General features: G+C 48.3%; 17 protein-coding genes, 1 tRNA gene and 2 pseudogenes. 10 read left to right on the top strand and 10 right to left on the bottom strand.

The genetic code is table 11. The annotated features are described in order from the left end of the window. On the top strand, nt 1–1,193 hold a 1,193-nt coding region (locus tag DXZ20_RS08670; RefSeq protein WP_163703442.1), incomplete at its 5' end, for a TolB-like translocation protein. Between the two features lie 24 nt (nt 1,194–1,217). On the opposite strand, the gene DXZ20_RS08675 is transcribed toward DXZ20_RS08670, so the two are convergent. The 4 genes from DXZ20_RS08675 to DXZ20_RS08690 form a co-directional block, all read right to left on the bottom strand. Beyond that, nucleotides 1,218–1,466 carry a helix-turn-helix domain-containing protein gene (locus tag DXZ20_RS08675; RefSeq protein WP_006518130.1) on the bottom strand — a complete coding sequence of 83 codons (249 nt, stop codon included), beginning with the start codon at nt 1,464–1,466 and terminating at the stop codon, nt 1,218–1,220. 508 nt (nt 1,467–1,974) lie between these two features. Then, nucleotides 1,975–4,683, bottom strand: coding sequence for a CapA family protein (locus DXZ20_RS08680; RefSeq protein ID WP_163697656.1), 2,709 nt, complete (start codon nt 4,681–4,683; stop codon nt 1,975–1,977). Nucleotides 4,684–4,844: 161 nt separating this feature from the next. Further along, nucleotides 4,845–6,161 carry a serine hydrolase gene (locus DXZ20_RS08685; RefSeq protein ID WP_163697658.1) on the bottom strand — a complete coding sequence of 439 codons (1,317 nt, stop codon included), beginning with the start codon at nt 6,159–6,161 and terminating at the stop codon, nt 4,845–4,847. Between the two features lie 52 nt (nt 6,162–6,213). Beyond that, complete coding sequence (locus DXZ20_RS08690) at nt 6,214–6,984, bottom strand: RNA methyltransferase (protein ID WP_163664718.1); 771 nt, start codon at nt 6,982–6,984, stop codon at nt 6,214–6,216. A gap of 92 nt (nt 6,985–7,076) precedes the next feature. On the opposite strand from DXZ20_RS08690, the gene DXZ20_RS08695 reads away from it, so the two are divergent. Continuing rightward, a complete protein-coding gene (locus DXZ20_RS08695; protein WP_163664717.1) occupies nt 7,077–7,244 on the top strand; it encodes a DUF2256 domain-containing protein in 168 nt (55 codons plus the stop codon). A 16-nt stretch (nt 7,245–7,260) separates the two neighbouring features. On the opposite strand, the gene DXZ20_RS08700 is transcribed toward DXZ20_RS08695, so the two are convergent. Both DXZ20_RS08700 and DXZ20_RS08705 read right to left on the bottom strand, forming a co-directional pair. Next, nucleotides 7,261–7,884: a chorismate lyase gene (locus DXZ20_RS08700; protein WP_431732023.1), complete on the bottom strand. Its 624-nt coding sequence runs from the start codon at nt 7,882–7,884 to the stop codon at nt 7,261–7,263. Between the two features lie 193 nt (nt 7,885–8,077). Further along, nucleotides 8,078–8,159 (bottom strand) — tRNA-Leu (locus DXZ20_RS08705). Between the two features lie 201 nt (nt 8,160–8,360). Here DXZ20_RS08705 and accC point away from each other — a divergent pair. From accC to argJ, 3 genes are all read left to right on the top strand, one after another. Next, complete coding sequence (gene accC / locus DXZ20_RS08710; protein ID WP_163664716.1) at nt 8,361–9,704, top strand: acetyl-CoA carboxylase biotin carboxylase subunit; 1,344 nt, start codon at nt 8,361–8,363, stop codon at nt 9,702–9,704. 32 nt (nt 9,705–9,736) lie between these two features. Next, nucleotides 9,737–10,273 (top strand): hypothetical protein, encoded by a 537-nt coding sequence (locus tag DXZ20_RS08715; protein WP_163664714.1) that lies wholly within the window; start codon nt 9,737–9,739, stop codon nt 10,271–10,273. 92 nt (nt 10,274–10,365) lie between these two features. Further along, a complete protein-coding gene (gene argJ / locus DXZ20_RS08720; protein WP_163697659.1) occupies nt 10,366–11,718 on the top strand; it encodes a bifunctional ornithine acetyltransferase/N-acetylglutamate synthase in 1,353 nt (450 codons plus the stop codon). A 180-nt stretch (nt 11,719–11,898) separates the two neighbouring features. Here the strand turns inward: argJ and DXZ20_RS08725 are convergent, their stop codons facing one another. Then, the gene (locus DXZ20_RS08725) at nt 11,899–12,384 is read right to left on the bottom strand and encodes a tetratricopeptide repeat protein (RefSeq protein ID WP_163697661.1); all 486 of its coding nucleotides are present in this window, start codon (nt 12,382–12,384) and stop codon (nt 11,899–11,901) included. Between the two features lie 365 nt (nt 12,385–12,749). On the opposite strand from DXZ20_RS08725, the gene DXZ20_RS08730 reads away from it, so the two are divergent. The 3 genes from DXZ20_RS08730 (at nt 12,750) to DXZ20_RS08740 (ending at nt 15,757) form a co-directional block, all read left to right on the top strand. Then, complete coding sequence (locus tag DXZ20_RS08730) at nt 12,750–13,190, top strand: nuclear transport factor 2 family protein (protein ID WP_163664709.1); 441 nt, start codon at nt 12,750–12,752, stop codon at nt 13,188–13,190. Nucleotides 13,191–13,208: 18 nt separating this feature from the next. Then, nucleotides 13,209–13,964, top strand: a complete 756-nt coding sequence (locus DXZ20_RS08735) for a hypothetical protein (protein ID WP_163697664.1) — start codon at nt 13,209–13,211, stop codon at nt 13,962–13,964. 626 nt (nt 13,965–14,590) lie between these two features. Next, on the top strand, nt 14,591–15,757 hold the full coding sequence (locus tag DXZ20_RS08740; RefSeq protein ID WP_163703443.1) for an aminotransferase class I/II-fold pyridoxal phosphate-dependent enzyme: 1,167 nt from the start codon (nt 14,591–14,593) through the stop codon (nt 15,755–15,757). Between the two features lie 732 nt (nt 15,758–16,489). Here the strand turns inward: DXZ20_RS08740 and DXZ20_RS08745 are convergent. The 3 genes and pseudogenes from DXZ20_RS08745 to DXZ20_RS08755 all read right to left on the bottom strand — a co-directional run. After that, nucleotides 16,490–16,783: pseudogene (locus DXZ20_RS08745) on the bottom strand (hypothetical protein); the annotation flags it as partial. A gap of 14 nt (nt 16,784–16,797) precedes the next feature. Continuing rightward, nucleotides 16,798–17,664 (bottom strand): universal stress protein, encoded by an 867-nt coding sequence (locus DXZ20_RS08750; protein ID WP_163697666.1) that lies wholly within the window; start codon nt 17,662–17,664, stop codon nt 16,798–16,800. Nucleotides 17,665–17,806: 142 nt separating this feature from the next. After that, entirely contained in the window at nt 17,807–19,309 is a 1,503-nt protein-coding gene (locus DXZ20_RS08755; RefSeq protein WP_250564950.1) for a SulP family inorganic anion transporter, read from the bottom strand. Between the two features lie 397 nt (nt 19,310–19,706). Here DXZ20_RS08755 and DXZ20_RS08760 point away from each other — a divergent pair, with 397 nt between their 5' ends. Together DXZ20_RS08760 and DXZ20_RS08765 are read left to right on the top strand one after the other, a co-directional pair. Beyond that, nucleotides 19,707–20,525: a TlyA family RNA methyltransferase gene (locus DXZ20_RS08760; RefSeq protein ID WP_163697668.1), complete on the top strand. Its 819-nt coding sequence runs from the start codon at nt 19,707–19,709 to the stop codon at nt 20,523–20,525. A gap of 84 nt (nt 20,526–20,609) precedes the next feature. After that, a pseudogene (locus tag DXZ20_RS08765) lies at nt 20,610–20,842 on the top strand (Uma2 family endonuclease); the annotation flags it as partial. Nucleotides 20,843–20,942 lie beyond the last annotated feature (100 nt).

Raw genomic sequence — 20,942 nt, forward strand, 5'->3', positions numbered from 1 at the left:
TTCCAGCCCCCTACGGCAACGAGTTTACAGTTAGCCTTCCCGAAGCTAGCGACCGCTTTAGTGGGCCAGAAGCCAAATTTATGCCCTTTAAGGCTAGTTTTAAGTCTCGCAAGCGAGCCTTCGCCTACATTGGTGTAGAAGGCGAAGATCAAGGCCGCCTGATGCTCTATAACCTCAGCACTCAGTCCCAAACAGCTTTGACCCCCAAAAATCTAACGGTTATGGACTACAAGCCCTACACCCAGGGCGATCGCATTTTGTTTGCAGCCATAGAACGGGGGCAAAACACTCAACAAGACCAGGCACTATACACCGTAACCACTGGTTTAGGGGACGACACAAACAATTCAAGTGGTCAAATTGAGACGTTACTTGATAGCAGCGAATATCAGAATTTAAAATTTGATCTCTCTCCTGACGGCAGTACCATTGTTGTACAGCGAGTGAGTCGCAACAATCCAGGTAATTTTGGCCCTTGGGTCGTTACCCAAGATCAGCCTCCCCGCCGTCTAGAGACTGAGCCTGGCGGAGATTTTATAATTGCACCTGACAGTCAGTCACTCCTCCTGCAACAGGGAGAAGGCACCGCTATCATTGCTTTGAACAATGCTCCAGACGAGCAAAGTGGCGAAACGTTAGACTTTTTACCCCAATATGGGCTGGTCATGGATGTGGCCAGCAATGGCTCTGCAGCAGCCATGGTGAGCTTTAACCAGGATGACCCGGACAAACGCTTCACTCAAACATTATTTTGGGTATCCAATCAGGGCGATGAAAAGCCCCTAATAAATGTGACAGGGTCGATCTTAGATGCGCAGTTCGACCCCACTAATGAACTTTTATTCTGTTTAACCAGTCAATTACTTGAGGGTGAAACCTACCAAGTACAGCCATCTATTGCGGCCATTAACTTGAGCACTGGCGATGTAGAAACACTCCAGACATTATCGCCTCAGCCATCGGTGCACATGAGCCTAGCCCCTGACGGTTTGGCTCTACTTTTCGACGAAACAACACCAAGTGCCACAGCTGACAACTCGGTGGTTCTAGATGACGGCATTGCGATCGCAACCTCAAAGATATGGTTGCTACCGCTTTATCAGACAAGCGACGACCGATTAAACAAGAGGCCTCAGCCAGTTGAACCACAGGCACTACCTTTTGCCGGCATCAATCCTGTCTGGATTCCCTAGCGCACTTAACGCGCCTACGGTTAACTAGCGATGATCAGCAGTCGCCTCAGCACCTCGTTCCAGATACATGCTGAGAAAAATGCTAGCAGCTGACGGCTCTAATGTTTCAAGAGCGACAATGATCTCTGGCACAGAGTCTGCCAGTGGATCGCTGACTTCATTCACCCATTGGTTGACCGTCGAACGGGCTACACCCATTGTCACGGCCAGACGATTTTGACTAATTCCGTACTGAGTAAGTACATGCTTTAATGCTTTTCCTGCCCTTCCCATAGCGGTTATAAATCTCACAAAGATTACAACATGATTGGCTGGCTCAATTTATATTGACCTGCCTATGTTCTTTCTTCCGAGCCCCTGCACAACATCAGTATAAAACGGCTCACGAATGTGCCTTTTGTCTCAAAAATCTGCGCGCTTACCCGTATTTCTAAGCTTTCTACAAGGATTAGGGTGAGAAAGTAAAAGTATACCCGAATCTTTTACGAAGTGGTAAACCCCTTGTATCAAAACCGAAGAAATACTGAGTTCACATGTACTATGTACATTTCTGAAACAGATCTTAAAACCCTTTTGGAGGAAGAGTTTCAAGAGTTTGCCCACGTTTTCTTTTACTAAGAGCAAATGCCTGTCTCGTTCTAACAAATGAGCACAGTGATGTATCGAACCATTATGTTTTGTATATCGTTAACATACAAAACATCAATAATTCTTCGTCAATGTAGCTCTAGCAACCAGAGAGTGCCTATAAGTATATTCAAACGTTACTGTTATCTAAAAATTACCCAAGAGGTCCTACCAAGGGCTCATCATGGGGAGAGATAGCACCCGATGTATCCCTTATGTCTTCAGTTTCATCATCAGGCTCTACAGACACCTCTGGAGCCCCTATAGGAAAGACATCATCAGGAGATGCAGTAGGAACGTCAACCTCAGATGGGTCAAAGTTATTTAAACGTTCCTGGATAGGATTAAATTCTTTGTGGGGAGATGATTTTTCACCCCAATTTTCCAACATGTCATAGCCCGGCAAAGGCCCATCATTGGGAGCCAGAATATCATCCCCTTCCTGCTGGGGTATTAACTCCATACCGGTGCCATTATCAATGACGTTAGGGTTAGTGCCTCGCTTCGGCGCAGCATTAGGATTAATGGGTGCAGGTGATTCCCATATCTCATAAGGCACGGCATTATCAAAAGCGGGCTCACTATCGGGCTGAGTGTTAAAGCTATCTAAAGGGCTATTGCCCTCTAAAAGACCTGATTCTTCTAGAGGGCCGTTCTCGTTCATAGTTTGGGCAGGTGCCAGACCATCACTCCAGCTCTCTGACTCTAGATTACGAGGTTCAAATGGATTGGGCTCAGCTACATTACGCTCAGATACCTCTGGTTCAACGGTAAATCCATCAGAGGTATTTGAAAAGGTCTCTGAATCCAAGATCTCTGACTCAAAACTTTCAAACCCAGGGGCAAAACCGTCAAAGGTATCAGGGGGAAAACTCTCTGGCTGTATGAACTCCCCTTCCAAAGGGTTTTGACTATCCGACAACGGCCCAGGCTCTAGCTCACCTAATGTTTTCAGGGGAGCCACAGGCTTTTCAGGTTTTAGCAAAGGCTCCGTTGGAGGAGTGGCCTCTAAAATGGCGGGAAACTGCAACGGCGATGGCAACGTATTAGATGCTTGACGAATCTGCTTGAGAATAGCTCTAGCCGTTTCCCCAGAGGCAGTCTTTGGTCGAGCCTCCCTAACACTGACAGGGAGGAACTCTACTTTCATTTGGTTTTCCCGCAGAGAAACCCGCAAAGCAGCCGTGTCATGATCGCTCAGGGGTTCCTCTTCAAAAATAAAATCCCCCAAAGCGTAGACAATAGGTCGAGATTTATAGAGTTCAGCCCCCTGCAACTGTTGAGCATGATAGCCAACTACTAAGTCAGCACCGGCATCAATTGCGGATCTAGACAAATTAACCTGCTGTGCATTGGGCTCTGCTGCTAAGTCTCCGTACCAGCGATAATTCACAACTATCCAATCCACAGCCTCACGCAGAGCAGCAATATCTGCCACAATGTTGTCTCGCTCCTGAATATTCAGGCCAGCTCGATTTAGGGTCGCCGCATCATCACTATCCGGAGCGTAATTTAAGTAGGCAATGCGCTGACCTTTGACATCTAAAACTTCTGGACGACGGGCCTCCTGCTGATTACGACCGGCCCCCACTCGATAGATGCCAACACCGTCCAAAGTTTTTATGGTCTCTGTCAAACCATGGCTACCAAAATCCATTGTTTGGTCGCTAGTCAGCCCCACAATATCAATTCCCCCTTTGAGGAGGGCATCCGCCGCATCGGGACGAGAACGTTCAAAGTAATTTTCTTGCAGCGAGGTATCGGCACTGGCCAGGGAATTCCCGAGACCTACCATAGCCACATCAGCTTCTCGAAAAGCCTCTAGTTCACCCAAGACTTCTTCCACAGCATCGGGAGTTTGTAATGGGACATCACCCACGGGCACTTCTCCACCAAAAACCAGTGTAACCGTAGGATTTTCAGGGCTACTGCTGGGCTCATGGGACATCACAGCAACGGGTTCTAGAGCAGCGGAGACTGCCGGTCCTCGCATCGCGGAACGATAGGCAATCTCCTGAGTTTCTACGTCACTAAGGGGACGCCATCCACCTTCCTTGAAGGTAGGTAGAGACGGCGACTGCTTCTGAGCCACTTGGCCACGTTGGGAGAAAACAGCCTCAGTCACACAGCCCAGGATAAAGGCAGCAGCAGCGGAGCCAGTAACGACAATCGCCCTCATGTATTTGAACTGATGCTCAATAACGTCTTTAGGTGTAAGACGGCGGCGATTCATGCGGCGCTGAGTTGAGGTTTGAGTACTGTCAATATCGGTGGAACGAATTTGTACTAACGGAAAGGGAGCCACACTACGGTTAGGTCGCCGTCGTCGTTCTTGTAAATTCGTTTCACGAGGAATGAGGTAAGACGGAACTGTCTTCAGTGTCTCGCCACCGTAAGTGGTAGCGGTTATGGTTTCTGCTTGAGCATCGGAGACCTCGGGCGTCACGACCTGCTCAGTCACCGCAGGTTCAGGTGCCAAGGAAGGTGTTGTGACAGGGGCTGCTGCCGTGTCTTGGCTGGGCTGTTGAACAGTTGCACGTTGTTTACGCTGACTTAATTTCACCCGCTGCTGCCACAGAGGCTGATCGGTACCCACCAAACAACCGATCAAAGCAACACCCCGAATAACCTTCGACTCTAGCTGGCAAAGCCGATTACAGACAAATCGAATCAGTACATCCTTTTTGGGAGGACGCTCAAACTCTAGTAAAACTTGCAAATATCCTGAATACTGGTCGGTTTGAACCCGCGCATAAATAGACTGGGGCACCAACGGGTAGTTGAGCCACAAAGCTATGGACCGAAAATGCCCAGTAGCAGCTGATTGTCTTACCTGATTAATATCGACAGGGGTATTGACCATATTCCTCTAGCGCTCACAGGTATCAGAGTGTAGATGGACTACTAAATCCCCGAACTTGTGTGACAAAGTGTATCAAAGATGTCTACCTTGTCAACTGTATTCATACAGTTTTTGGCAAATACACGAAATTAATGAGATTTTGAACAAATTTTAAGTAGAGCTTAAATTTGTTCTTGGGGGTTAGGGACGTTTGAACCAGGGACCTCACCATTGGGTTGCAGATCTGGCTCAGTTTCGGTAGATGTACCTACAGGCAGTGGCACAGGCGCAGATTGGTTCATCGTCTGATACACTGCCTGCGAAATACGTCGGATCAATTCTTGAGCTCGACCATCATTTTCAGGGCGACGGACTAGGGCCGCGATCGCATACCGCTTGCCATTGGCAAGATCCATCAGAGCCACATCCCCGAGCACTTCACCAATATTGCCAGTTTTGTTATAGCTGATAGTGGTTTCACTCACGCCCGCAGGCAGTAGCTTCTTATTGTAGGTCCGCTGCAAAATATTCATCACCCGGTCGCGGGAGCGCAGGCTTAAAATATCCCCTTTATGAAGATGGGCAATCATTCGTACTAGATCTTGAGCACTGGTCGTGTTCGTGCCCTCTATATCTGGCAAGGGATTGCGCAGAATCGTCATCGTCAATCCCCAATCGGCAAACTGCTGATTGAGAACCTGGGGACCACCCAATAGATCGATCATCATATTGGTAGCGGTATTATCGCTATTGATGATCATTTGGGTGGCCACTTCCAATGCGGTATATCGGGTGCCTGGAGGCTGTCCTTGCATATCACCAGACCCACCAGCAATTTGGTTAGACTGCATAGCTAATGCTTGATCAACGGTGATGCGTCCCTCATCCACCGCCTTAAAAAAGGCAATCAGAATCGGTAGCTTTATAGTACTAGCTGCTGGCGTTTCGGCATTACCGGCCACCTCTACATAGTTGCCTGTATCTAGATCAAAGACATAGATTGTCGGCGTTAATTCAGGAATCAGTTCCTGTAACTCCTCCAACTTGGTTTTTAGAGCTGTCAGTTCCCGGGTAACTACCAGCACGTCATTGTCAGGAGCCGCTGTTACGGTAACTGCCGACTGAGTTTCAGCAGCGGTGCTCGTGGTTGACTGGTCATCAGCAGGTGTAAGTACTGACAGCACCGTACCCGCGATCGCAGCCACACCCAAACCAATAATCAGCAGTCTAATGCCGTAGACCAATGGTTTCGGCAACCTAGGTAATAAAGAAGCTTTAGGCTGAGGGGGCCAGGTAGACCGAGCGTTCCGACGAGTGCGGCGGACATGCCGTGACGGATCAACCATGTCACCGAACATGCCACCCGAGGCATTGGACCTGGCTCGTCTGGACGACCCTCGTGATCGGTCCGCTGGTCGCCCCAAGGAAGCCGACCGACGCTGCCGTCGCGGTCGACCAGTTCGACGTGATTTAGGATAAGGCTGCTGTGGATCCGTCATAGGTGAGAACACATGGCTAATCGTTACCCCAGCGTGAAAACTGATTGCATGGCTAGGGGGCGTTTGAATCAATTCCCTGATGTGTGGTAGCCCAGTCTATCTGCCGTAAGATACCGCGTAGCATAGCAACATCTTGAGTAGACAAGGCGGCACGATGGCCCAGTTGTCGAAACTTTCGCATACGACTAGGAGCTGTATGGGGATAAAGATAGCCGATTTTCAACAAAATCGACTCTAAATGGTGATAGTACCCATCAAGCTCGTCTAGGGTGGCAGCCACCACATTAGCTTGTTCACTCACGATTGGCTCAGGTGGTGTTTGCTGAGGTCGCTGCCCTACCCGAGATAACTCATAACAACAAATAGCAACCGCTTGAGCTAAGTTTAAAGACTCGTAGGTCGGATGGGTATCAATTTTAATAAACCGTTGAGCCTGCAGCATTTCATCATTGTTCAGGCCTCGATCTTCAGGCCCAAAGATCAGTGCGGTGGCTCCCGTTTCCAGCAGCCAAGGCAGGGCAACTTCGGGGGATTCAAGGGGTGTTTGCAAATCTCGACGGCGGGCTGTGGTTGCGATCGCACGCTGACACCCCACCAGAGCATCCGGCAATGTAGCCACTGTCTTCGATGACTCAATCAAGTCATAGGCATGGACCGCCATTTGCCTGGCATCGTCACTAAAAGGATCGCATTGGGGGTTGACCAAAACGAGTTGGGATAATCCAAAATTTTTCATCACCCGCGCTATTGACCCAATATTAAGTGGGCCAGCCGGTTCGACTAAGACAATGCTGAGATTGGGGAAAGGGGTGTCAGGGGACATGCGATCGCAAAAGCGCTAAATAGGCAGGCACCATAAGAAATGCCCTTTAGACTAGGTTCTGAGCATACCGTGCACCTTAGAAAACTACCAAAATGCCTCGTCAGCGTCGCAAGTCTGATTTACCTGAAAAAATATGTGCCGTTTGCCAGCGTTCTTTCACCTGGCGCAAAAAATGGGCCGATTGCTGGGATGAAGTGAAATATTGCTCGGATCGATGCCGTAAACGGCGTAATCAAATTTCCCACCCCGAAAACCATTAACCTCAGCGTTTTATCCTTACCGATGGCTCGTTTCGGAACGCATGGGACCCAAATAACGCATAAGGTATGGCGAAAACACCTCGTAAATCAGGGTCAGCGGTTTACCATGGTGCCAAAACAAATAATGACGGCCCCAAAACGGACCTTTTTGACCAAAGGCAGCTTCTAACGGTGGGCTCCAACCATAATAAATTCCTTGAATATCTCGATAAAGTTCGGTGCGCAAATTAGCCAGACTGGCCCAAATTGGTAGCGAACGGTTCTTCAGGTATTCATCCACATGGCTAGCTTCCCACCAGGATGTGGCATAGGCTAGCCGCTGCCCCGATGCTGTTCGTAACCACACCTGTCGCCTGAGACGAGGACCCGGTACATAGCTAATGATATCGGGGGCTCCATCATTGGCCATGCCCACTAAAGACATTTCAATGACATCAACCTCTGTGGGCTCTCGGGTCAACAGTTGTAGATGCCGCGTAGGAGAACCATCACCCAGCATCAGAATCTGCCACGCTGGTGATAGCTGATCGTGGGGCAATCCTTTCTTAACAACCGCCTCATCCCCTTGCCAGAGCATATCCAGAGAATACCAGCCAGTCGTTTTCTGAGCCTTGGGTGACGGTCCGAGCGTTGAAGTCAAAACTGTTTACAAAAATTCATGACTGTTTTCATGATATACGCTTGGCCTGAGCTGTGCAGCGGGTGATGATGGCTGACTTAGACAGGGGCATCAAACGTATTCAAACGCTTAGGGGTGCAGCTAAAACCACACCCCTAATACAAAAGAACTATACAGATCTAAAAACTAGACCAAATCTAGACCAAATAATTAATGCGGATGGCGAGAATCGAACTCGCATGGCATAAGCCACACGCCCCTCAAGCGTGCGTGTCTACCAATTCCACCACATCCGCAGAATACTGCTGAAGCAGCTTGCTGTTAAAAAAATGCATAACAGCATATAACAGTAAACCACAAACAGCCCCTTCAGTAACGAGATTTTCTCGACTCAATTTGCCCCATCTCTTCTGGGGAGAAATAGCCCACGTGGTACGATCAGCTTCCGTCATATGATGCACATAGATAAAAAGTTTCCTTAGGGTAGTGGCTGGCTGATGCGCTTTTCGAAAATCTTGATTGCGAACCGAGGTGAAATCGCGCTGCGAATTTTACGCACCTGTGAGGAAATGGGAATAGCTACAGTAGCTGTCCATTCCACTATTGATCGCCACGCTCTCCATGTACAGCTAGCCGATGAAGCTATCTGTATTGGCGAAGCACCCAGCAGTCGCAGCTATCTAAACGTTCCTAATATTATTGCTGCCGCCATGACAACGGGTGCCAGTGCTATCCACCCTGGCTATGGTTTCTTAGCAGAGAACGATCGCTTCGTTGATATTTGCGCTGACCATAAAATTGTATTTATTGGTCCCTCGGCAGCAGCAATGCGGGCGATGGGGGACAAATCCACCGCTAAGTCAACCATGCAACGGGTTAAGGTACCCACAGTTCCTGGCAGCAAAGGTCTATTAAACACCCCCGAAGACGCGATGACGTTAGCCGCAGACATCGGCTATCCCGTGATGGTCAAGGCCACGGCTGGTGGTGGCGGTCGCGGCATGCGCCTCGTGCGTCAAGCCGATGAGATGACGAAGTTATTTCTCTCTGCTCAAGGTGAAGCAGAGGCAGCCTTTGGTAACGGCGGCATCTATCTAGAAAAGTTTGTAGAAAATCCCCGCCACATCGAGTTTCAAATTTTGGCAGACAGCTACGGCAATGTGGTGCATCTGGGGGAGCGGGATTGCTCGATTCAGCGTCGCCACCAGAAATTACTCGAAGAAGCTCCTAGCCCTGCCCTCAGCCCAGATTTGCGGCAAAAAATGGGGAAAGCAGCGGTGAGGGCGGCTAAAGCCATCAATTATGTTGGGGCAGGCACCGTCGAGTTCTTGGTGGATAGCCAGGGAAATTTCTACTTTATGGAAATGAATACTCGTATTCAGGTAGAGCATCCTGTTACCGAAATGGTGACTGGCATCGACTTAATTGCTGAGCAAATCCGTGTTGCCCAGGGAGAACGCCTGTCATTTAAGCAAAATGACATCACCTTAAAGGGACATTCCATTGAATGTCGGATCAATGCGGAGGACCCTGATCATAATTTTCGCCCCAATCCCGGTCGCATTAGTGGCTACTTAGCCCCAGGTGGCCTCGGGGTACGAATGGATTCCCATGTATATACTGACTACGAGATTCCTCCTTACTATGATTCTCTCATTGGCAAATTAATTGTTTGGGGTCCCAATCGTACCACTGCCATTCAACGGATGAAACGGGCTTTGAGAGAATGTGCCATCACTGGCCTACCCACCACCATTGGTTTTCACCAGCAAGTATTGGAGCGTCCTGAATTTCTCAAAGGTGAGGTATACACCAACTTTGTTAACCAAATGATGGGCTAAGCTGGCTGTCCTCCGGAAAGAGAGAACCTTTTATGACTGATTATCCGGATCAGGTAAAAATCTTCCATCAAGCACTCTATCGCTTTCGAGGTGTCATGGAGGTGAATACGGGGTTAAAGCCCTTAAATAAGATTCCCCTGGAAGACTATGGGTTGCCAGGAAAAATGGGAGATTTACCCCATGCGCTGCTGCTCCGAACCCAAGGTGGTCTACCCAACGAAGCTTGGGCCAATACAGATGTTATTCTGTCTTATGACCGAGCTGGCTGGCTCACGTTAGAGTTTCTTGCCTGGTGGGTGAGAGAACAATCACGTAATGGTGAACAGATTCAAATGCGGCCCCAGGCTCTGTCACCATTGGTGGGTGAAGATATTCAGCTAGGGCAAACCCTCAAGTTTGTTATCGATCATTTTTGTTTGTTATCGAACAAAAATCCTGAAGATATGTTGGCATTGTTGGCTACCCATGGAAAGTCTCTTAATACTGCAATCAGCAACCACGTTGATATATTAGGAGATTTATTAGTAGAGGAACCCGTTGACCCAAACATCAGAGATCCAGAGCAATAGGTTCTAACTCTTTGATAGTGTTTCATCGCAGCTTAGGATAAGCTCAGATTGCGATCGCATTCATCAAAACAGCAGATACAGGGACAATAATCATGGGACAGGGTGAAACTCAGTGGCAGGTAGTGGCAGGTGGCGTGACTGCCCCAAAAGGATTTACTGCCGCCGGTATTAGTGCCGGCCTGAAGGCATCGGGTGCCCCTGATTTAGCCCTGATTGTTTCAGAGAATGATGCGATCGCAGCCGCAGTTTATACTCAATCCCACGTCAGAGCCGCCTGCGTAGATTACTGCCAACAACAATTAGACAGTCAGCCTTCAGCCCGCGCTATCTTCTGCAACTCAGGCCAGGCCAATGCCTGCACCGGTCAGCAAGGTTGGGAGGACGCCGTAACCATGGCCGAGGCAGCAGCCGAGGCTCTCAACACCAGCGCCGAGAAAGTACTGATCGCCTCAACAGGTGTCATTGGTCAACGCATCAAAATGGAGCCCCTGCTAGCCCATGTGCCAAAGTTAGTGGATCAACTTTCCGATCACGGAAACAATGCCGCTGCCCAAGCCATTGTGACCACAGATTTAGTCACTAAAACCTACGCCTTAGAAACCAAAATCAATGGCCGTCCGGTGAGGGTCGGCGGCATTGCCAAGGGCTCAGGCATGATCCATCCCAATATGGCAACCATGCTGTCCTTTATAACCTGTGATGCAACAGTTGCTCCTGGTCTCTGGCAAACCCTGTTAGCACGAGCAGTTGATCGGAGCTTTAACCAAATCACCGTCGATGGTGACACCAGTACCAACGATACCGTCATCGCCCTTGCCAATGGCCAATCCAAAACTCCAGCTATCACTCCAGGGCCAGATGCCGATCGGCTAGAAGCAATGCTGACAGAGCTATGCACCCATTTAGCCAAAAGCATTGCTCGCGATGGTGAGGGGGCCACATGTTTAATCGAAGTTCAAGTATCGGGCACTACTAGTGATCAAGACGCTCGACAAATTGCCCGTACCGTTGCCGGCTCCTCTTTGGTCAAATCAGCAATCTTTGGTCGTGACCCAAATTGGGGAAGAATAGCAGGGGCCGCTGGTCGAGCTGGTGTAACGTTAGATCAAAATCAATTGAAGATTAAACTAGGGGATTTTGTTCTGTTGAAGCAAGGCCAACCACAGGCATTTGATCATCCTGCAGCCCATGCCTACCTCAAACAATGCTCAGACCTCAGTTCGCAAGCACTGAAACAGCAAGACTTACATAGTCTAGATCAGGGGAATGATATGATCAGCACCGATGGTTTTCAGACCATTAAACGTCAGGAAATTACGGCTGAAGCCCTCGCCCATCCTGTACGCATTGAAATTAATGTCGGCAACGGAGCAGGCACTGGCAGCGCTTGGGGCTGTGACCTTAGCTACGACTACGTCAAGATCAATGCAGAGTACACGACGTAACTTTTCCAAAAATTCTCTCGTCAATTCCTTGTAACCTGAGTCATCACTTTAAAGACTTGTTATGGAATTGTGATAGCCCCTGATGATGCTTTTCCTATCATACTTCCATAGTCTCCTAAGTATTTAAAGCATGAACTAGCGTCTCAAACAACACCTCTAGTTCATCAGCCTGTAAATCTCTTAAGAGTAGTGCCGCGTCTGTAGCACCATTTCGTCACGGGCACTAATAGCCCAGCTGTTATGAGGATTTAACTTCAGAGAATGATTAAAGTCCTGTAAGGCCTCATCATAGTGACCCATCAATTTAAATGTAGTACCACGGGAAATCAACCACTGCCAACGTTTAGACTGATCGAATTTGACCAAATAACTAAAATCACTTACGGCGTTACCATAGTGACCCAAATCACGAAAAATAATCGCTCGATTAGCATAGGCCCATAAATTTTTAGGATCTAGATCAATCAACCGATCTAAATCAACTAAAGCTGCTCGAGTTTGTCCCAAATGCACATACGTTAAAGCACGATGCTTAAGCGCTTGCGGGTGATTAGGACTAAGGGCAAGCGCCCTCTCAAAATAACCTAGAGCTTCTTGATGAACCTGCCGTCTAGCTAATGCTAAACCTGCATCCACAAGTTGTTCAGGCGTTTGAATAGTAGACATCGCCACATCAGTTGTTACCCTGGAACGGCGATGAGCGCGGCGTCTGTTGGAGTTTTGATTAAAAGGCGGGAACATTCGAGGACATGCTCATCATGATCGATTAAACCTATTCTGGCAAAAACACCTAACTTCTTATATAAAAAAGTAAGAATACCCAGAAGATTTCAGGATAGCTTCAAGAAGATTAAAGTTCTTCCTAAGTAGCTAAACCCTAAATACAATAGGGCTTTCAAATACGCACAGCAATTTTGACAACAATCACTAATAGTTGTGACAACAGTCACAGTAGTGTATCAGGAAGATTTTTTTGAGCGATTAAACTTTTCTTATACTCACAGTTATCCAACTAATGTGAACAGATCAAGATGAATCAAGCCGTCCATAGCATTCAGTCTATCTATGAAGCCATTAACCATCGAGATGTTTCTCAAGCAGTAGCCTTGATCGATGACCAATGCTGTTACGAAGACCTGAACTTTTCAGCCACGTTTATGGGCAAAGCAGCAGTCCAAGGGTTATTTACTGAGTCATGCCAGGCCGTACCAGCGGATTTACAGTTTGTGATCGATGATATGGCCGGAGACGATTTAGCAGTTGGGGTCACCTGGCATGTCGAATTGGACGGGATCGCCTTCCCCAATGGGCGCGGTGTCAGCTTCTATCGCTTTTCCCCAAATAGTGGCAAACTCATTTTTGCCCGTGACTGCGTCGAACCAGCTCTAAAACCTGGCAAAGCTGCGTTTGCTATTATCCGCTTGGTTACGCCTTTAGTGCGCTATTGGTTAGGACGTCAAAACGTTCATTGAGCCCTGACAAATTCGACTATGCCTTCTTCTTCATCCTCCCCTGAATCCACATTACCCACCTCGAAACAAGAATCAGTCAGTCTATGTAGACTATTGTGGGTAGCCACCATTGTGTATGTGGGTCTACTCCTGCTATCACCCCCCAACTGGTTACCCGGGGAACCCATCTGGGCTATTCAGCCAGATACTATCCAAGAAATTACTAACGAATCACTTAATTTCTTTTTTATTCTTCCACTTTTAAATCTTGCAGGTGTTAGTTACTTACAAGCGCCGATGGTCAATCCAGCTGCGCAAGTTTTTTTTAACCTGGCAGAAGCCTGGATCTTTATGTTTCTGCCTCTGATGATGATGGATGAGCGTAGTCAGCACCTACCAAAATTAATGGTCTGGGGACTGGCAATGTTTTTCACCAATGTGTTTTTAATGCCTTATATGGCTCTACGCCTCCAGCAGCCAGTACCTGAGACTACACTCGAACCAACCAAAGGCATCCTTGTTCGCTTTTTCGGAGCATTAGGCCTAACAGTGGGTAATCTGGCCATTATCTGGTTTTGCCTTAACCGACCTGAATTAGGTGGCGCATTAAGTCGCTTTAGTTATTTGGGAGAGCAAATTACCCATAACCGAGTCACTCTGGCCTTTGTCGTAGATATAGCACTGTTTTGGGTATTTCAGAGCTGGCTGATGGGGGCTGTTATGCCTGTGGGGGGGCGGCTAAGAGGATTACGATTTATTCCATTCTGGGGCTTAGCAATCTGGTTATTGGTGTGATTGCCCCCCATGTCCAGAAAGGGACATGCCTCCATGCCTGGATATTCAGTGATTTCGCTCACCACTGAATAACTATCGATATCACTGGGAGTTATCACCTACGTCACCGGCATAGGCTAGTAATATCACAGGTTTTGAGCCACGAAATCACATCAAGGATGCCTTATCTGGGAGATTATTAAATCAATCCAATAAACGGATTTAATCCAAAATTGGAGTTCCTGAAAAGCGACACACAGTAATTACTGGCAATCTGCTGTACGCACTGTGCTCCTTGCATTGGGATCTTGCCTGGGCTAAGCCCTTGACAAATTCTCCTCACACTGTTTCCTTCACACAGATCAAGAACATTTGCTCTTCTAGTGATCCTAGGGGAGCTTTTTTTTAGACAAACACCTATCGTTTGGCGCACTTTATCGTTGGGTACCCATAGTTCACAACATCAGTTATTGCTGAAAGCTATCAATAGCAACCGCTGTGTGCGCAGCAAGTTCTTGAAGGTATTCAGCAGTTTGCTATAGGTCAGGATTCAAGCAAATCATAAAGATTTGCAATCTCCACTACAAATCGATCTAAGCTAATCAGAATAGGGTTTTGAAGCGAGGGTCAACAGCGTCCTAATGAGTATCAAGTTAGCTGCTAGAGTGCAGCAAGTCACACCTTCGATGACCTTGGCAATTTCTGCTAGGGCAAAAGCAATGAAGGCTGAAGGGCTGGATATTTGTAGCTTCAGCGCTGGTGAACCTGATTTTGATACTCCAGAGCATATACGTGAGGCAGCCAAACGTGCACTAGATGAGGGAAAGACACGTTATGGTCCCGCAGCTGGTGAGCCTCGTCTGAGAAGTGCGATCGCAACTAAACTACGCAACAAAAACAAGTTAGCTTACAACGCCGAAAATATCATCGTTACCAACGGCGGCAAACATTCTTTGTACGCACTGATGATGATCACCATTGAGGCGGGGGATGAAGTCTTAATCCCAGCGCCCTACTGGGTAAGCTATCCAGAAATAGTCAAACTGGCTGGCGGCACACCTGTGATTATGCCTACCACAGCGGAAAGCGGCTATAAAATCACCCCAAAACAGCTGCAACAGGCCATCACCCCCAAAACCAAATTTCTTATTTTCAACTCCCCATCTAACCCAACGGGAATGGTTTATAGCCCTGAAGAGGTTCGAGCCTTAGCCGACGTGGTGGTGGCTAATGATATCTGGGTAGTGGCCGACGAAATCTACGAAAAGATTCTCTATGATGGGGCTCAACACCTTAGTATTGGCGCGGTTAGCGAGGCTATGTTTAAACGCACCATTGTCAGTAACGGGTTTGCTAAAGCCTATGCCATGACAGGTTGGCGGCTCGGGTATTTGGCCGGTCCTGTGGAACTGATCAAGGCGGCCAATACGCTGCAAAGCCAAAGCACATCAAATGTGTGCACGTTTGCTCAGTATGGTGCGATCTCAGCCCTAGAATCCTCCCAGGATTGTGTCGAAACCATGCGTCAGGCTTTTGCGAAACGACGTACCGCCATTGTTAATTTAGTCAATTCAATTCCTGGGCTCAACTGCGTTATTCCGAATGGTGCATTTTATCTGTTCATCAATATCAGCAAAACCGGTTTGACGTCCCTAGATTTTTGTAACCGACTGCTGGATGAAAAATATGTTGCAGCTGTTCCAGGGGTTGCTTTTGGTGCCGACAGTGGCATTCGAGTCTCCTATGCCACTGACATGGCCACCATTGAGCAGGGTATGGAAAGACTCAATGTTTTTGTACAACAACTCACCTAAGCGATATAAAGCCCATATCTAGCCCAATATTGGGCTAGATATGGGCTTTATAGAGTAGAGAATGAACCTGGCCATATCCTCTGATATTGCTGGCACAACAGCAACTGTAAAACTGATGCTATGCCAATATCAATGGGCTGAGCCATCAAGAGATGATGGTAGTGTATACCTATAACAACGATTGGAGAACTCGCTAAAATAGCCTGCGTGCATCCAATAGGAGTAAATGTGCTTGGCAGATAAATATAGCTTGGCGCATATAGTCCACAACATCAGTTATTGCTGAAACCTATAACTAGCAACAGCTAAACTAGCAACAGCTATGTACACAGCAAACGGCTGAATGCATTCAGCCGTTTGCTATACCAAGCAGAAACCCTTTAGCCCTTGAGACAACAAATTGTTGTCAATCTCAAGCTTGCTATGAATGTTCTACATGAATGCCTGGGGCTTTCCCGGAGAATTGTTGTTGTTTTGCGTCAAGGCTTCATACTCGAATCACTAGAATTGTTGAAGTATGGCACGATAGCCTTGAATATAGAAGATTTTTCAAGCCTCTGAAGATTGTCGAAGGCATATCGGTCAATCTTGGCAGTTTTGCATATCTAAAAGGATTTATTTTGGAAATTCCGGACAAGAAAGAGTTTGGTGGTAAATCCATTCTTTAAAGTGTTTTTTGGTTGGGATAACTATTTTGGGGTGGTGCCAGGGAGCGGGGAATTGCGCCAATGCCTAATTTGCATCTCGTTTGTCCCGAAGGCCGTCACCAATAAAATTAAGGCTCAAAACCGTCAGAAAAGTTGCTGCTCCTGGAAAAATTGCCATGTGGGGAGCACTGTGGTGCCATTCTGGGGTCCCAGGGCAGGCCACAGCATCACCAAACAGATAAATCACCAGCAGGGACAGGGGTAGCTGAGGAAGGGATAGAAATAGATCGGTAAAGCGCATCAGGATTACACCGATCAGGCCACCGTAGAAACCTGCGATCGCACCAATTAATGGGCCAATACTTACCGCCATCGCCATCAATAAAACGAAACCTAACGGAATAAAAGCACCGGCACCTGAACACTTCTCAACAGTTGAACCGTGGTACTACCAATGACAAGATGGCGAATGCGGTTGTGGCCATAGGCACCCATTAATAACAGGCTAATTTTATTTTGTTCAATATAGCTACCAATTACTTTTTCAGGATCGCCACTGAGGAGTTGGGTCGTTGCCGTCAGCCCAGCCTGTTGCAACGTCTGTTGGGCATCCGCTAGCCCTTGTGATTTAGCAGCATCAGAGTCCGCCTTAGCCACCGTCAGCAGATGAATCTCAATATCCTTAAACCCTGCGGCGCTATCCACCAGGAAATTCAACACACGCTTACCCGTAGGGCTTCCGTCGTAGGCCAGCAGCAGTCGCTCAATTGGAGCAAAGGTTTGGGGTGTGACCAGGCAGGGCTTAGTGCTGCTGCGCACAATGCGATCAAGATTGGCCCCCAAATGCCCTGACGCAAACTCCGCCGCCTCACCCCGCTTGCCCAGCACCACCATGTCAGCCTCGGCCTCAAAGTCATGGAAGCAGTCCACCAAAAAACCAGTTGGGTTGATCAGCTCCACCTCTTTAAGACCTTCAGTCTTCAGCACCTCGTCGGCGTTTTGCAGAATTAACCGCGCTCGCTGGTTATTAAGTTTGGCCCTTTCATGCTCCAGGTTAACCAAATCGTTTAGCAGTTGATCCGATGCCCCCAGACCGATACTGCCGGTAAAATTGCCCGTAGAAACGACCTTTTGACTACGAATATCGGTGACAAAGAGCACCTTCGTCTGAGCCTGAAACTTGCGAGCAAACCAGGCACCATATCGATAGATGCTGTCCGCAAAAGCAGACCCATCGGAGCACAGAAGAATCGTTTTCATGCGTTGTATTTTCTTGAAAGGATGAAGTCTGGGAAAGCGCAGCGATGCTAGTAGTTTATCAGGATGCAATTTTACGGTGGAGGGCCATCCTATAGGGACATTCCCTGGAACGCCCTACAGGATTTTTTGGATTCTCTAAAATCTACGTCCGCCCGCTGGTGACCAGTTCTTCATCAGTGGCGAGACGGTTGAGCAGCGTGGCACTAGCTTTATTGAGGCCCTCCACAGTCACCTCCACACCTTTACGGCGAAACTTTTGCACGGTTTTATCCAGCACTTCCACAGCCCCTTGGTCCCACAGTTGGGCATCGCTAAGGTCAATGGTGACTTGTTCAACGGGTTCAGCAAAATTAAAGGATGCCGAAAACTCATCCCGAGACAGGAAGAAAATCTGTCCAGACACCTTGTAAGTACAGTGAGCCCCGTCTTCACTGAGCACCTTATCGACAAATACCAGCTTGGCAACTTTACGGGAGAAAAACACCGTACTCATGACAATGCCCGTCGCCACACCCAGGGCAAAGTTGCGGGTGACAATAATCATAACCATCGTGGTCAGCATGACGGCGACTTCACTGCGGGGAACACGGCGCATATTTGTAAACGAAGACCAGCGAAAGGTGCCGATGGAAACCATGATCATGACGGCCACCAGGGCAGCCATGGGCATCTGTCTCACCCAATCTTGTAAAAACAAAATGGCAATTAGCAAAAATACCCCAGCCGACAGGGTGGATAGACGGCCCCGGCCCCCGGACTGAACGTTGATCACTGACTGGCCAATCATGCCGCACCCAGCCATGCCACCAAAGAAGGCAGTGACCATATTGGCCACCCCCTGTCCTTTGGCTTCCTGATTTTTGTCGCTGGGGGTATCGGTGAAATCATCCACCAGCGAGGCGGTGAGAAAGGAGGCCAGCAATCCCACAATCGCCAGCGTCAGAGAGTAGGGCAGAATTATTTGCAGAGTTTCTAGGGTGAAGGGTACCTGGGGTAAAGCAAACCCAGGCGGTGCAGTGGGCAGTTCACCCATATCACCGACGGTGGGGACGTCTAAGCGGAGCGCGATCGCAGCAATGGTCATCACCGCCAGGGCTACTAGGGGTGAGGGCACCACCTTAGTAAAGCGGGGCAAAATATAGATGATCCCCAAGGACAGTAGGGTAAGCACATAGACCATGGACGGCACATCAGTCAGCTGGGGCAGCTGGGCTAAAAAGAGCAGCACAGCCAGGGCATTGATGTAGCCAATCATCACCGCTCTGGGCACAAATTTCATTTGACGACCCAGTTTGAGCACCCCAAATATCACCTGAAAAATGCCGGTCAAAAAGGTAGCTGCCAGCAGGTATTGCAGCCCATGATCTTTAACCAGGTCCACCATCAACAGAGCCATGGCCCCAGTAGCCGCCGAGATAGAGGCTGGCCGGCCACCCAGGAAAGCCGTAATCACCGCAATCAGAAACGAGGCATACAGACCCACCTTCGGGTCTACCCCAGCGATGATGGAAAAGGAAATCGCCTCAGGAATCAGCGCCAGCCCCACCAAGGCACCTGCTAAAAGGTCATCCTTTGGGTTGAGCAACCACTCCCGTTTAAGGGCGCGCAAATTTAGGGACCGAACGTTGAGATTCCGAGTATTCAAGGGAGCTCCTTATGCCTGAAAAACCTTGGTGAGTAGGACACCACCCAGTCAATATCACCAGCCCGCAGCAGGCGAGACACGTAAAACGCTCAAACCCACGCAGCAGGTCAGAGTCTTTTTGAGAATTGCAGCAACCTGTTCAAAGACTAGAGCCAGTTGAAACGATATGGCAGGGGTCAGAAAACTACAACCTCATTTTTGGCACTCAGCTAGGACGACCAACGAAGAACACCACAGGTCATGAGTACATTTACTTAACATTTCTTTAGCTACTCCTATCTAAGGGCAATTTGGCAGCAGTGTCTAGGGGGCAACTAAAAAGAGCCGATGAAGACAGCTGTAAGCAAAATGGTAGGGTGGGCAATGCCTATCATTCTTGAACACCCATCGACCGGCAATGGCCAAACAACGCTTGGACGTATACCTAGTTGAGCAAGGACTGTGCGACTCACGCCAGCAGGCTCAGCGCTGTATTCGAGCAGGGGAGGTCAAGGTGAATGAGGCAGTGATTGATAAGCCGGGGACAACCATCAAGGATAATGCGGTGGTGGTGCTGAAGCAGAAGTCGCCCTATGTATCGCGGGGTGGTGAGAAGCTGGCGAAAGCGCTTAAGGAGTTTGGGGTGGAGGTGTGCGATCGCATTTGTCTGGACGGCGGCATCTCCACGGGCGGCTTTACTGACTGCCTACTACAAAATGGAGCAAGACAGGTCTACGGCATCGACGTGGGTTATGGCCAGGTCGCCTGGAAAATTCGCCAGGATCCACGAGTTGTGCTGCGAGAGCGCACCAACCTACGTCATCTCACACCTGAAGAATTATACAAAGACAACACCCAACGTCCCGACCTGGGGGTAATAGACGTGTCCTTCATTTCTCTCACCAAAGTTCTTCCCGCGTTTTGGGATCTGATGACAGGGGCAAGAGAATCTGTTTTGTTAGTAAAACCTCAATTTGAAGTCGGAAGAGAGAAAATTGGGAAAAAGGGTGTGGTAAGAGAGCCCAAAGATCACGCAGAAGCTATCTGGCAGGTATACGTGGCTGCGCAACGACTGGGATGGAAAGCGCAAGGTCTCACTTGGTCACCTATTCGTGGGCCAGCAGGCAATACTGAGTACTTGTTATGGCTGGTGGCGGACGCTGAAGATATGGGATTAAGCGAGGATGCGACCCTAAAGGTGACTCAGACCGCATGCAATTCGTTCACCATTGACTAGAGTTACAATAGGCCCATACAGAAATCTGCCAAAGTTACTATGGTTGCTTGATTTGAGCAGCATCTAAGCATCGATGATTATCTGCGGCTGTATATTTCTAATATGAATACACGTGTAGAGGCGCGGAATCGCTTTTTTATCCGGATGTGATGGTTACCTGTGATCCACATGACCAGAAAACGTCCACATACCAATGATTTCCAAAACTGATCGTCGAGGTGTTGTCTAAATCAACAGAAGCATTTGACCGGGAAGACAAGTTTGCAACCTATCAAACTTTAGAGAGTTTGCAAGAATATGTATTGTTCAACCGTTACAACAACAGCTACGACACTTGCCATTTAGCATGAATGTTTTTTGAAACTTAGATGAAACTTTTTTCATTTAACACTAAATTACTTACAGTCAAAGGATTCG

The sequence above is a fragment of the Adonisia turfae CCMR0081 genome, assembly GCF_011009555.1.
GTDB classification, from domain to species: Bacteria; Cyanobacteriota; Cyanobacteriia; order Phormidesmidales; family Phormidesmidaceae; genus Leptothoe; species Leptothoe turfae.